General features: G+C 43.8%; 11 protein-coding genes. 4 read left to right on the top strand and 7 right to left on the bottom strand.

Translation table 11 applies throughout. The annotated features are described in order from the left end of the window. Positions 1-47 precede the first annotated feature (47 nt). From NOS7524_RS20580 to NOS7524_RS20570, 3 genes are all read left to right on the top strand, one after another. A complete protein-coding gene (locus NOS7524_RS20580; RefSeq protein ID WP_015140410.1) occupies positions 48-2,747 on the top strand; it encodes a TIGR03960 family B12-binding radical SAM protein in 2,700 nt (899 codons plus the stop codon). A 555-nt stretch (positions 2,748-3,302) separates the two neighbouring features. Continuing rightward, positions 3,303-5,381, top strand: coding sequence for an Rne/Rng family ribonuclease (locus NOS7524_RS20575; protein WP_015140409.1), 2,079 nt, complete (start codon positions 3,303-3,305; stop codon positions 5,379-5,381). A gap of 9 nt (positions 5,382-5,390) precedes the next feature. Beyond that, positions 5,391-6,068, top strand: coding sequence for a ribonuclease HII (locus NOS7524_RS20570; protein ID WP_015140408.1), 678 nt, complete (start codon positions 5,391-5,393; stop codon positions 6,066-6,068). A gap of 127 nt (positions 6,069-6,195) precedes the next feature. Here the strand turns inward: NOS7524_RS20570 and NOS7524_RS20565 are convergent, their stop codons facing one another. Continuing rightward, entirely contained in the window at positions 6,196-6,783 is a 588-nt protein-coding gene (locus tag NOS7524_RS20565; protein WP_015140407.1) for a DUF1997 domain-containing protein, read from the bottom strand. A 541-nt stretch (positions 6,784-7,324) separates the two neighbouring features. On the opposite strand from NOS7524_RS20565, the gene pheA reads away from it, so the two are divergent. Further along, positions 7,325-8,203, top strand: a complete 879-nt coding sequence (pheA, locus tag NOS7524_RS20560; RefSeq protein WP_015140405.1) for a prephenate dehydratase — start codon at positions 7,325-7,327, stop codon at positions 8,201-8,203. Positions 8,204-8,237: 34 nt separating this feature from the next. Here pheA and NOS7524_RS20555 read toward each other — a convergent pair whose 3' ends face one another. The 6 genes from NOS7524_RS20555 to rpsL all read right to left on the bottom strand — a co-directional run bounded on the left by NOS7524_RS20555 (position 8,238) and on the right by rpsL (position 14,254). Beyond that, the gene (locus NOS7524_RS20555) at positions 8,238-8,888 is read right to left on the bottom strand and encodes an LON peptidase substrate-binding domain-containing protein (protein ID WP_015140404.1); all 651 of its coding nucleotides are present in this window, start codon (positions 8,886-8,888) and stop codon (positions 8,238-8,240) included. 137 nt (positions 8,889-9,025) lie between these two features. Further along, complete coding sequence (rpsJ, locus tag NOS7524_RS20550; RefSeq protein ID WP_010998474.1) at positions 9,026-9,343, bottom strand: 30S ribosomal protein S10; 318 nt, start codon at positions 9,341-9,343, stop codon at positions 9,026-9,028. A 186-nt stretch (positions 9,344-9,529) separates the two neighbouring features. Then, on the bottom strand, positions 9,530-10,759 hold the full coding sequence (tuf, locus tag NOS7524_RS20545) for an elongation factor Tu (RefSeq protein ID WP_015140403.1): 1,230 nt from the start codon (positions 10,757-10,759) through the stop codon (positions 9,530-9,532). Positions 10,760-10,781: 22 nt separating this feature from the next. Then, positions 10,782-12,860, bottom strand: coding sequence for an elongation factor G (gene fusA, locus NOS7524_RS20540; RefSeq protein ID WP_015140402.1), 2,079 nt, complete (start codon positions 12,858-12,860; stop codon positions 10,782-10,784). 140 nt (positions 12,861-13,000) lie between these two features. Further along, a complete protein-coding gene (rpsG, locus tag NOS7524_RS20535; protein WP_015140401.1) occupies positions 13,001-13,471 on the bottom strand; it encodes a 30S ribosomal protein S7 in 471 nt (156 codons plus the stop codon). A 399-nt stretch (positions 13,472-13,870) separates the two neighbouring features. After that, positions 13,871-14,254 (bottom strand): 30S ribosomal protein S12, encoded by a 384-nt coding sequence (gene rpsL, locus NOS7524_RS20530; protein WP_015140400.1) that lies wholly within the window; start codon positions 14,252-14,254, stop codon positions 13,871-13,873. Between the last annotated feature and the right edge of the window lie 75 nt (positions 14,255-14,329).

The following is a 14,329-nucleotide window of genomic DNA, read 5'->3' as shown; positions in this document are numbered from 1 at the left end:
ATGTTGGAGGTGAGTAGCTGTAATTAAAGTAGCTCGAAGTTAGCACAGTGGCTGTTGCATTTGAAAAATTAATCACATCGGATATCTTGAAGCCAGCACGTTATTTGGGTAACGAACGGCTGGCAGTACATAAACCTTGGGATACGGCAGTAATACGATGGGTATTGACTTACCCAGAAGTATACGAAGTTGGAGCATCCAATTTAGGGCATATCATTCTCTATAACATTTTGAATGCCCAGCCGCGACAATTATGCGATCGCGCCTACCTACCAGGTACAGACTTAGCCAGTAAACTGAGGGCAACCAATACGCCCTTATTCACTGTCGAGTCCAAGCGAGAACTCCAAGAATTTGACATCTTAGGTTTTAGTCTGAGTTATGAATTAGGAGCAACCAACATTCTGGAAATGTTGGATTTAGCTGGCATACCCTTAACATGGCAAGAAAGAAGCCAGGGCAATTATCCGCTCATATTCGCCGGAGGGCAAACAGCAACATCAAATCCTGAACCCTACGCCGACTTCTTTGACTTTTTCGCCTTGGGAGACGGTGAAGAACTCCTCCCAGAAATTGGTTTGGTTTTGGAAGACGGTAAACAAGCAGGATTAAGTCGGGAAAATCTGCTACTGGACTTGGCACAAATTCCTGGGGTGTATGTGCCGCAGTTTTATGATATGGCAGAGGATGGCTCAGTCAAGCCGCTACGTCCAGATGTTCCCCAAAGGATTTTGCGCCGAGTCGCTACCCCCATTCCAGCTTATTCTATCGGGCTAGTCCCTTACGTCCAGACCGTACACGATCGCCTGACAATTGAAATTCGTCGTGGTTGCACCCGTGGCTGTCGGTTTTGTCAACCGGGAATGCTCACCCGTCCCGCCAGAGATGTAGAACCAGAGCAAGTGGTTGATGCCATTGAACAGGGGATGAGAGCGACTGGCTATAATGAGTTTTCCCTTTTGTCTTTGAGTTGTTCCGATTATTTGTCCCTATCGGCTGTAGGGATGGAAATTAAAAATCGATTAAGAAATGAAAATATTTCCCTGTCACTCCCCAGCCAACGTGTAGATAGATTTGATGAAAACATCGCCAATATCCTTGGTGGTACACGCCAAGGTGGGTTAACCTTTGCCCCTGAAGCAGGAACGCAAAGGATGCGGGATATCGTCAATAAAGGTTTAACCAACGAAGAATTATTACGAGGTGTCAAAACTGCCTGGGTACAAGGCTGGGATAAAATCAAGCTATATTTCATGATCGGCTTACCTGGAGAGACAGATGCCGATGTGTTGGGGATTGTGGAAACAGTCAGCTGGTTACAAAGGGAATGTCGAGGCAAAGGTAGAAAACCCCTCAACTTCAACTTGACGATTTCTAACTTTACCCCCAAACCCCATACACCATTTCAGTGGCACTCAGTTTCTACTGCCGAATTTAGGCGGAAGCAAGACCTATTGAGACAAGCATTCCGCCGCATCCGAGGAGTGAAAGTTAATTTCACAGATGTCCGGATTTCAGCAATGGAAGACTTTATTGGGCGAGGCGATCGCAGTTTGGGTAAAGTAGTCCGCCGCGCCTGGGAATTAGGCGCAGGTATGGATTCGTGGTATGACAGCCTAGATAAAGCTTTTGCCGCTTGGGGTGAGGCGATCGTCGAAGCTGGTCTAGATTGGAAATACCGCCAAGTCGAAAACGGCGAATGGAATCTGTTTTCTGCATCAGAGGAAGACAGCAAAGGAGACAAGGCAGAGACGGGAGAATTACTCCCCAATCCCCAATCCCTCGACACCCCCCTCCCCTGGGATCATATAGATACCGGCATTGACAAAAAGTGGCTCAAAGAAGACCTACAACGCGCTCTAGAAGCGGCAGTTGTCCCAGACTGCTCATTTGAAGGCTGTTCTCACTGTGGCGTATGTGGCACAGATTTTGGTCATAACATTGTTATTGAACCACCGGACATCCCAGACTTTGCTGGTGAGTTTGTTCCCAACACAGCTAAAAATCAACGCTTACGAGTTTGGTTTGGTAAACAAAGTGACATGGCCTTGCTGAGTCACCTGGATTTGCTACGCTTGTTTGACCGAGTGGTGCGGCGAGCTAGCTTACCAGTAGCTTATACAGGCGGATTCCATCCCAGTCCCAGAATTGCTGTTGCTAGTGCCTTAGCATTGGGAGCTACCAGTAGCGGTGAGATTGTCGATTTTGAGTTAACTGAGCCGATAGACGTGGATACGTTTCACCAAAAACTCGCTCAGGAACTACCCCAAGATATCCCTGTATATCGTGTAGAACAGGTAGACTTAAAAGCTCCAGCCGCTAATAAGTTGTTGGAAAAAGCAGAGTATTTGATTACTGTTACAGCCCCAGCCAATGTGACACCAGCACAATGGCAAACTTGGATTGATGCAATTACCACTCAAGATGAAATTTTGTGCGAGCAAACCACCAAGTCAGGGAAAACTAAAATTGTAAATCTGCGCTCACTGTTGTTTGAGTTAGAATTAGTATCAACTAACAACCATGAAGCAGAATCTACAGCCGTCCTGCGTTATTTGGGTAGTTGTCGCCAAGACGGATTTTTATTGCGTCCTGAACAAATCCTGTCTATGCTGGAAATGATTGCTGGTGAAGTTCCAAATCCAGGGAGCCAACCGACTCCGCAAGTAGATGCAGAAGTATCCATAAACTTCACAAAATTTCATCTCTCGCACATCCACCGCAATCAGCTGCTTTTAGCTGTATAATTCCCAAAGGGCAACTTGCTAGTAGTTGCCTTGTTATAGCACATCGTAGAAATTGATTTTTAGCAAGGTTGCGTTAGAATGAAATGAAGAGAAATTTTCTGGCGCTGCATTGAACACACTGGTTCACTACTACCCTGGTAATCAGGGAGCAAGAGCAAGATATTAGAGTGTAATTTCTAGGATGTTATCCCAGACAAACTAAGGTGAATTAAAGCACACTCTCTCTATAGCTACCTTGTGAATCGGTAATTAACAGCAGGCTAAGTCGGCTTCTCTATCTATGCTTTTTAAAACAACTGCTGAATGCCTACTCCCCAGAGGGTGAAGGTATTACATCAAAAATCAACCAAGGACGGTTGATTTATGTGCTTAAACAATATGCAGCCGTTCTGGAAGAATCAGGCGTGTCAACGCAATTCCATAGCCAATAGCTCTTTAATTTGGAAGCACAGCTTCACAATTTTTATTATTAACAGCGTCTTTGGAGGCTGGCAGGGGCGAGAGGCATAACAAACCTCCAAGTCCGTTGGCGCTGCCGATTTTTGAGGAAATTGAATGCCAAAACAAATTATTATCGCGGAGCAGCATCAGATTGCTGCTGTATTTTCGGAAGATCAAATCCAAGAACTTGTTGTAGCCACAGGCCATCATCAAATCGGTGATATCTACTTAGGTGTAGTAGAAAACGTATTGCCGGGAATTGATGCGGCTTTTGTAAATATTGGTGATCCAGAACGTAATGGCTTTATTCATGTCACTGATTTAGGACCACTCAGACTAAAGCGCACAGCAGCAGCAATTACAGAGCTGTTAGCACCACAACAAAAAGTGCTGGTGCAAGTGATGAAAGAGCCAACGGGAACTAAAGGTCCAAGGCTCACAGGTAATATCACTTTACCAGGGCGCTATGTGGTACTAATGCCCTATGGCAGAGGTGTAAATTTATCACGGCGGATTAAAAGCGAAACTGAGCGTAACCGTTTGCGAGCATTAGCAATTTTAATCAAACCCGCAGGTATGGGTTTGCTAGTGCGGACAGAGGCAGAAGGTAAGCCAGAAGAAGCAATTATTGAAGACTTGGAAGTGCTGCAAAAGCAGTGGGAAGCCATTCAGCAAGAAGCTCAATCCACTCGTGCGCCAGCATTACTCAATAGGGACGATGATTTTATCCAGCGTGTACTGCGAGATATGTATGGCGCGGATGTGAATCGGATTGTGGTGGATTCCAGCACTGGTTTGAAGCGGGTTAAGCAATATTTGCAAAACTGGAGTGGAGGCCAAACACCGCAGGGATTATTAATTGATCATCATCGCGATCGCTCCCCCATTTTAGAGTATTTCCGCATCAACGCCGCCATTCGCGAAGCCCTCAAACCACGAGTAGACCTGCCTTCCGGCGGCTATATCATCATTGAGCCAACAGAAGCATTAACTGTCATAGATGTTAACTCTGGTTCCTTCACGCGATCGGCAACAGCTAGAGAAACTGTGTTGTGGACAAACTGCGAAGCTGCCACAGAAATTGCTCGCCAACTGCGCTTAAGAAATATTGCTGGGGTCATTGTTGTTGATTTTATTGATATGGAATCACGGCGCGACCAATTGCAAGTTTTAGAACACTTTAATAAAGCCCTGAGAGCAGACAAAGCTCGTCCCCAAATTGCTCAACTGACGGAGCTGGGTTTAGTCGAATTAACACGCAAACGTCAAGGTCAAAATATTTACGAATTGTTTGGGGAAACTTGCCCCACCTGTAGTGGTTTAGGACATACAGTCCGGTTACCTGGTGAAACCGAAAGTCGCTTACCTACACCAGTGGAAGTACCCGACAGATTTGTACCTCTGCCTCAAAGAGAACCCCGGATACCAGTGGCTCGCTTAACAGATATGCGGGAAAACTACGATGGATTCGGTGAAAGCTTTGAGGGCGACTCTGATTTGGGTGCTTTAAATTTAGTTAATCATCCCAGCTATCAAGAACTCAACGATCACAACAAACGTCGTACCCGCACTCGCCGTAGTCGAATTGGCATCAATGGTGCAAATGGCAAAGATGAAGCCCGCATTACTAATAATCCTTTGGGTTTCATGAATGATTCAGATTTAGACCTGGATAATGATGTAGAACTGGGTAATACACCAGAAATTCCACCACCAAACCTGGGCAAATCTGGTTGGACTGAAAGGTCAGAACGCACCAAAGTCACTAAAGCAGAACCAATTAAACCTGTGGTAGAACCACCGGAAATAAAAACTGTAGAGATGACTCAGCCAGAACAGGATATTTTTGCCTTAATGGGGGTTTCTCCTCTGATTAAGTTAGAACAGGAGGTCAAAAATCCTAAATCTGTAATTATTAATATTATTCAGCCAGGGCAGAAAGTTAATGAATCCACTGAGGTAACTGCACATAAAACTACTGTGGAAACAGAAAGCACAGAAGTTAGCACACCAGAAGTGAAGTTAACGAGAAAAGTCTTACCCACACCTACAACTGAAACCCCAACTGTTCCCACCAAAGCGGTAGCAAGTTTGACAAACCCTGAAGAGACTGAAGCCAATAATAGTAATCGTCGTCGTCGTCGTCGTTCCTCTGCGGTCGAGTCAGACAGCTCTAGCACAGAAGATAGTTAACCTGTCTATATGGTCAAGATGAAGCAAACTGCTAAGGCAGAGCGATCGCCAGCACTCCTAGATGCAATCAGTTGGCTGGAGTTTTCTGATGATTTTGCCAATATTTCAGGGTTAATTGCTGGGGTAGATGAAGTAGGGCGGGGCTGCTTGTTCGGACCTGTGGTAGCAGCAGCAGTCATACTACCAGTTTCTGCTTTTCCAGAACTGATAGCAGCTGAGATTAGAGATAGTAAAAAGTTATCTAGTTCTCGCCGAGTTCAGCTAGCACAGCAAATTTGTGTGATAGCAACAGACTGGAAAATTGGTTATGCCTCAACTGCTGAAATCGATCAAATCAATATTTTGCAAGCAACGCTGTTAGCGATGAAGCGGGCTGTACAAAAGTTAAAAGTACAGCCTGCATTGTGCTTGGTGGACGGTAATCAGTTGGTAAAAGACTTACTGATACCACAGCAAACCATCGTCAAAGGAGATGAGCGATCGCTGAATATTGCAGCAGCCAGTATTGTGGCTAAAGTTTGGCGTGACGATTTGATACTGCGTTTAGCTACTAAATATCCCATGTATGACTTAGATAATAACAAGGGGTATGGCAGTCAAAAGCATCTGTTGGCATTGCAAAAATATGGACCCTCATATCTACACCGTAAGTCTTTTCGACCTTGCCAAATTAAATTCCAGAGCTAAATAATATTTTGGGGAGGTGTTTTTTACTAACAGTAGAACACCTCCCCGCAGAATTTCATGACATAATTTATTCCAGAATTGACTAATCCGATTTACTTAAAAATTTCACTGTTGAATGAGTAAAAAATCACTCTATATTCAGTATTGGCAAATTAGCAACATCATTATCCAAGGGTTGTCCTTGGGTTTGTGAAATTACCCATTGACGATAATCTTCTAAGAGTTGGTGCATTAATCTTTGCTTAACTGTTAACAATACACTCTTGAGTAAGCCATTACCAGTTGCTTCTAGGATTGGTTTAGGAGTAAGGGAAAAAGGTGGTGGCAAATCCACTTGCACTTCTAAATCAGCTCTACCTTGCAGATGCGTATCCATATTTATTTGGTATGGAGATAAATGTCCTCGTAAGTTTAAAGAGAATCGCTGATTAATGTATTCAAAACCAAGAATTTCACAACCTACCGATCGCAGATAAATTATGCCGTTTGATTCTGCCCAAACTCTCATGTCTACAGTCGGCTGAATACTGAGTGACATAAAAGCCAAAGGACGCATTTTTAAGCGAAATACTTCCTCAGATAGCTGGTGAATGCGCTTTTGATCAACCAAAGCATTAACTAGGCGTTGCGGCTGACGCAAGTAGTGCTGAATAGGAATAGGCTGATGAGGAACAGCAATTTCTACCGATTGGGAGGCAGTAAACTTGGTAGCCATGAGTTAGTAATACGAATTGTTTGATATTTTTATTATTGATGAAATTATGATTTTATTGTTTTTATTCAGGAAAGAATTATTTGACTGAACCTAAATTGATTATAAAAACTATATTTACTTATGGTGATCATTAGTTATTACAATGTTTGGCAATATTTTCTTTAAAAATATATTATATCTCAAATATAAATTATTTTTCGTTCAAAAAACATTATTAACTTCTTATACCATTTCTATGTTAAGACGCGTAGAAACAACCCCATAGCCTGGGGTGCTTCCCCGAACTCGCAGGGAAGTTGAGATGAGCCAAAATAAGGTGCAGCTTCAAAGAGAACTGGTATTAATAACCTAAAAACCTGGTAACATTTAAGACGGTTTACCATACATTTAGGGCAAGGCTGGGCAAATAAAAATATGTAAATAATGGCATTTAATTTATTCTGATCACTTAGTCTAAAGGCAGTAAATTCTCTAAAAAGTATGTATTAAGAATACAAAAATTCAGTACTCCGTCATCAGAAATAACTAAGGAATCAATGCTGTGACTCTATCAATTGCCCATTTAGGACCACCTGGGACTTATGCAGAACAAGCCACTATTATCTATGTAAAATGGCTCACACAAAATACAGGCATGGAAACTGTTTTACGCCCCTATCCTAGTATTGCCCAGTCATTAAAAGCCGTAGCCCAAGGAGAAACCCAGTTAGCTGTTGTGCCTGTCGAAAATTCTATTGAGGGCAGCGTCACCATGACAATGGATACGCTATGGCAAATAGACAGTTTGCGAATCAAATCAGCTTTGGTGATGCCCATTGCCCACGCGTTAATTTCTTGTGCAACTAGCTTAGATAGGATTAAAACTGTTTATTCCCATCCCCAAGGCTTGGCGCAGTGCCAGAATTGGTTGGGAGAGTTTTTACCCACTGTACAATTAATTCCTAGTAATTCTACCACTGAAGCATTACAAACTTTACAACATGACTTAACAACAGCCGCGATCGCCTCTGCTAGAGCTGCTCAAATTTACAACTTGCCGATTTTAGCTAATAATATTAATGATTATCCAGAAAACTGCACACGCTTTTGGGTAATTAGTCAGACAGCATCAGATATTATTCAGCATTTCCCCGTACAAAACCCTAGTCACACATCTATCGCTTTTAGTGTCCCGGCTAACGTACCAGGGGCATTGATGAAACCATTGCAAGTATTTGCTCAACTAGGGATTAACCTCAGTCGGATTGAGTCACGGCCGACAAAGCGATCGCTAGGAGAGTATTTATTTTTTATTGACTTAGAGGCTGCTGTCGATACGCCAAAAATGCAATCTGCGTTAGGGGAAATAAATGCCTACACAGAAGTTTTAAAAATATTTGGTAGTTATAGTTTAGTGCCAATCAGTACACAAGAGTTGTGATTTGACAATCAACAACTCTTGTAAAAGTAGGAAGTTATAATTTCTGATTAAAGGTGTCTTTCAGTACAGAACGAGCCGCCAAATGATTTCGAGTAGTGGTCAAAATTTCTGATTCCCGTTCTAGGCGAGTAGCAGTATCTTGCATTTCTAGTAATGACTGCTGCTCGCTGGCGACACCGTAAAGGTTACTAGCTACCCAATAAGATAGCTCTGTTGGTAAGTCAGGCAACTCTTCTGGCAGTTCTATATTTTGTTCGGTTAACTTAGCGGAAAGCCTAACAACATCACGCAGCAGTTGTCCCACTTCCGTAGCCAAAGGCCGTAAATCTTTACTTGGTGCTTGGTCTTCTATCCATTCCACTAAACCAACACGGTAAGGCTTTTCTCGAACGTACTCTAGAACCCGAAACCTCTGTTGTCCCAAGGTAAGCATCTTCATGCGGTCATCTGGTAGGCGTTGGTAGTGAATAATTTCTGCACAACAGCCAACGTTCGCAATCGTACCTTTGATGGGGTCAAACATTAACACACCGAACCTGCGATCGCTTTCCAAAATCGTGTTCATCATGATTCGGTAGCGAAACTCAAAAATATGCAGGGGAAGAGGTCTAGTAGGAAACAGAACTACTTCGGGTAACGGGAACAGAGGTAGTTCACGAACTGCTATTTTAGAAGAAGATGTCATTGTTACCTAAGTATAAATTTAATTCTATAAAATTTACTGATCTCTGCTTTTCCCGTATTTTGTTTACATTCTAACATCTGTTTTACAGCTAATAAAAAGCCCTGAAGAAATTTATCTCAGGGCTTTTTGATTAAAAATTAAAGTTTTACTTCAATGTCCACACCCGATGGTAAATCGAGCTTCATCAGAGCATCAATGGTTTTAGAAGAAGGTTGGTAGATGTCAATAATCCGGCGATGGGTACGGGTTTCAAAATGTTCCCGTGAATCTTTGTCTACGTGAGGAGATCGCAGCACGCAGTAAATTTTCCGTTTTGTCGGTAAAGGAATCGGGCCTATAGCTGTAGCGTTAGTCCGGTTAGCTGTGTCTACAATCTTCTCGCAAGATGTATCCAATAATCGACGGTCAAAAGCTTGTAAACGAATTCTAATTTTCTGCTGCTGTAGAGTTGCCATCTTAAATTTTCCTGGTTCGGATGAAGTTAGGGGATTGGGGATTGGGGACTGGGGATTTGGGAGTAGTAGATTTTGCTTTTACCTTACTCTCTATTCCCTACGCCCCACTCCTACAAATTCAGTTCAGATAAAAGAGCAGAGAGGCGTTTTACCATCTCTGCTCTTGGTTATTAGGGTAAAAACGTACTATTTGAGGATTTTTGAGACGACACCAGCACCGATGGTGCGACCACCTTCACGAATCGCAAAGCGCATACCTTGCTCAATCGCGATTGGGTTAATCAATTCTACTGTCATCTTGATGCGATCGCCGGGCATCACCATTTCTGCTTCACTACCATCATCAGAAGTGAAGGCTGTAATTGTGCCGGTTACATCAGTTGTCCGTACATAAAACTGGGGACGGTAGCCAGAGAAGAAGGGTGTTTTCCGACCACCTTCTTTTTCAGTGAGTACGTATACTTCACCTTCAAATTGGGTGTGAGGAGTAATAGAACCGGGTTTAGCAATTACCATACCCCGTTCGATATCAGCCTTTTGAATACCGCGCAGTAGTACACCCGCGTTATCACCAGCCATACCTTCATCGAGACTCTTCTTGAACATTTCAATCCCGGTGACGGTGGTGTTACGGGTATCTCTGATACCTACTAATTCCACAACATCGCCGACTTTGACCTTACCACGTTCAATCCGTCCGGTAGCTACAGTACCACGACCTGTGATGGAGAATACGTCTTCTACAGCCATCAAGAAAGGCTTGTCAACATCACGCTCTGGGTCGGGAATGTAAGAATCTACAGCATCCATCAATGCATAGATTTTGTCTACCCAAGGATTTTCACCACGTTGGGTTTTGGGGTTCTTGACCATAGCTTCTAAAGCTTGCAGACCAGAACCTTTAACAACGGGAATATTGTCACCATCGAAGTCATAGCTAGAGAGCAGTTCCCGAACTTCTAGTTCCACCAACTCTAGCAATTCTTCGTCGTCCACCATGTCTTCCTTGTTCAAGAAGACTACTAGGTTAGGTACACCTACCTGACGTGCTAACAGAATGTGTTCACGAGTTTGGGGCATAGGACCATCAGTAGCAGCTACCACGAGGATAGCCCCATCCATTTGTGCTGCACCAGTGATCATATTTTTCACATAGTCAGCGTGTCCGGGACAATCTACGTGAGCATAGTGCCGTCTGTCAGTTTCATACTCAACGTGAGCAGTGTTAATTGTAATACCCCGTGCTTTTTCTTCGGGTGCGTTATCGATTTGGTCGTAAGCTTTAGCTTCAGCTTTACCCAAAGCAGCCAAGGTCATGGTAATAGCTGCTGTTAAAGTAGTTTTACCGTGGTCAACGTGGCCAACAGTACCGATGTTAACGTGGGGTTTATTCCTTTCAAACTTTGCGCGTGCCATGAATGCTCGTTTCCTTTTTTAATTAAGCGTTCCCTTTGCTTTTTGCGATAATTGCCTCAGCCACGTTACGAGGTACCTCTTCGTAGTGGCTGAACTCCATCGTAAAGATACCCCGACCTTGGGTTTTCGACCGGATATCGGTAGCGTAGCCAAACATGGTCGCCAGTGGAACTTTTGATGCCACTTTAGCGAGTCCCTGTTCAGTGCTTTGGCTCTCAATCTGCCCCCGACGAGAGATGAGGTCGCCAATCACGTTCCCAATAAAGTCTTCAGGAACTTCCACCTCAACTTTCATTACAGGCTCTAACAATACTGGTGAAGCTTTCAGTACAGCTTCTTTCATTGCCATTGATCCAGCAATTTTAAAAGCCATTTCCGAAGAGTCTACATCGTGGTAAGAGCCATGAACTAACGTCGCTTTGACATCAATTAGTGGATATCCAGCTAAAATACCAGATTCACAGCTTTCTTTCATACCTTGTTCGGCAGGTCCAATGTACTCTTTAGGTACTACACCACCAACAATTTTTGAGACGAATTCAAAGCCTGTACCAGGTTCTCCTGGTTCCAAATTGATTACAACGTGACCGTATTGACCTTTACCACCACTTTGACGGATGAACTTACCTTCTACGTTGGTAACTGGTTTACGAATCGTTTCTCGGTAAGCTACCTGTGGCGCACCCACGTTCGCCTCTACTTTAAATTCGCGCAACATCCGGTCTACCAGAATTTCTAGATGGAGTTCACCCATCCCTGCAATTACAGTTTGGTTGGTTTCTGGGTCAACGTTGACGCGGAAGGTCGGGTCTTCTTCTGAGAGAGATTGCAGAGCCTTGGATAGCTTATCCATGTCGTTCTTGGTTTTGGGTTCAACCGCTACCGAGATTACAGGCTCTGGAATGAATAGGGATTCCAGAATTACTGGTGCGCCTTCATCAGTGATAGTATCACCTGTCAAGGTTTCCTTTAAACCCAATGCAGCGCCTAAATCACCTGCACGTAGCTCTTCTACATCTTGACGTTCATCTGCTTTTAAGATTACTAAACGGGAAATTCTTTCTTTCTTGTTTTTGGTAGCGTTTAATACATAGCTACCTTTTTTCAGAACGCCAGAGTAGACACGTACAAAGGTGAGGCGACCGTAGGGGTCAGCCATAATTTTAAATGCCAGCGCCGCTAGGGGTTCATCATCATCAGCTCGGCGCTCGACGGTATCACCATTGGCGAGTGTACCTTGAATGGGAGGTACTTCTGTTGGTGCGGGCAGATAATCTACAACTGCATCCAACATTAACTGCACGCCTTTGTTTTTAAAGGCTGAACCACAGAGTACGGGTACAATCGCACCGGCGATTGTACCTTTACGCAAAGCAGTACGGATTTCTTCTTCTGTAAGTGCTTCACCCTCGAAGTACTTGTTCATCAGCGCGTCGTCGGTTTCGGCAACTGCTTCTATTAACTTGGTATAGTACTCTTCGGTTTGCTCTTGCATATCCGCCGGAATATCAGCTTCTTGGATATCTGTACCTTGGTCATTGGTATAGATATACGCCCGCTTTCTTACCAAGTCTACAATGCCTTTGAATTCGTTTTCGCTACCAATGGGCAGTTGAATAGCAATGGCATTAGCCCGTAGGCGATCGCGCATTTGTTCGTGAACTCTATAAAAGTTCGCGCCTGTGCGATCCATCTTGTTAATAAAGGCAATCCGAGGCACTTTGTAGCGATCTGCTTGCCGCCACACTGTTTCTGATTGGGGTTGTACACCACCTACAGAGCAAAATACTGCAATTACACCATCCAACACCCGCATAGAACGTTCAACTTCAATGGTGAAGTCTACGTGGCCTGGAGTATCGATAATGTTAATTTGATGATCTTTCCAGCTGGTACTGATCGCCGCAGCAGTGATGGTAATCCCCCGCTCCCGCTCTTGATCCATCCAGTCAGTTACAGCAGTTCCTTCGTGGACTTCCCCAATTTTATGAATTATTCCAGAGTAAAATAATATTCTCTCTGTTGTCGTTGTTTTGCCCGCATCTATGTGCGCCGCAATACCGATATTGCGTACTTTCTCTAGCGGGTTTGTACGTGCCACAGTATCCTCCTATGGTTTTTGCCTCATGATATCTTGTATATTACTCTTTGTTAAGATTCTATACTCTTACGGAAAACCGTCTTTGCTTGTGTAATTCTGCGATATACCGCTTTGGGAGGCACGATATACCGCTATTTTACTTAGTAACGATAGTGTGCAAAAGCTTTGTTTGCTTCCGCCATCCGGTGTGTTTCTTCCCGCTTACGAATAGCGTTGCCTGTTTCATTGGCAGCATCTAGTAATTCGTTAGCTAATCTGCTAGCCATTGTGCGTCCAGGTCTAGACCTAGAAAATTGTACCAGCCAACGCAGGGCGAGGGTAATACCCCGTTCTGAACGTACTTCCATTGGTACTTGATAGGTTGCACCACCAACCCGACGAGCTTTTACTTCTACTAGAGGGGTGGCGTTGCGTACTGCTCTTTCAAACACTTCTAGTGCATTGTTACCAGTACGTTCCTCTATAGTTTTTAAAGCATCATAGACAATGCGTGCAGCCAATGATTTTTTGCCATGACGCATCACCCGTCGGATGATCATGCTCACAAGCCGACTATTGTACACGGAGTCAGACGGAACTGGCCGCCTTTGAGTAACACCACGACGAGACATACTTTAACCTTAAATTCAGATTTGGCAACGAAATTATATGCTATCAGACGGCGGATTCTCTGAGCTTTGCGGCTACAGATGAGGTTCCGCAATGGTTGGCTCTACGGTTGCAGTGACCCTAATTTGTTCTAGACTTCTCAACTGAGAACACAAAGCGACAATAGTCTGAGTAATCTAGGGTGCAAAAATAAATGCTGCTGCCGCTTACAACATTTCTTATGCTACCTACACTTGCTCGCTGAGTAGTAGGTTTGAAGTAGAAGCTTTACCAAATTTCTGGAAACAGGGATTTTATAAGTAATTAATACTGTTTCAGAACTAGCGCCTTTCATGGTTATTGATTTTTGGCGCTTTATGGTCAAGCGATCAATCGCATGAGTTAACGATTAATCGCTATTCCTATTTTTTCGCTTCTTTGGGACGCTTGGTTCCATATTTGGAACGACCTTGTTTACGGTCTTTTACTCCAGCTGTATCCAAGGTGCCACGAATTATGTGATATCTCACACCAGGCAGATCCTTAACCCGACCACCACGAATCATCACAACTGAGTGTTCTTGTAAGTTGTGGCCAATTCCGGGGATGTAAGCTGTCACTTCAAATCCAGAGGTCAGTCTTACTCTTGCTACTTTACGCAGAGCCGAGTTGGGTTTTTTAGGTGTAGTCGTATATACTCTGGTACAAACGCCCCGACGCTGGGGGCATTGCTTGAGAGCCGGTGACTTGGTTTTCTGACGCGCTTTTTCGCGTTCGCTACGTATTAATTGCTGTATTGTTGGCATGAGTAACAGCGCGTGAAGCTGATTGCTAGTCTAAGTTTTAACAAATCCTGATTATATCTTTTTTTATGCTTTTAT

Origin of the sequence: Nostoc sp. PCC 7524 (genome assembly GCF_000316645.1) — a bacterium.
Taxonomy (GTDB): domain Bacteria; phylum Cyanobacteriota; class Cyanobacteriia; order Cyanobacteriales; family Nostocaceae; genus Trichormus.
This window is presented reverse-complemented; position numbering and strand designations above follow the sequence as displayed.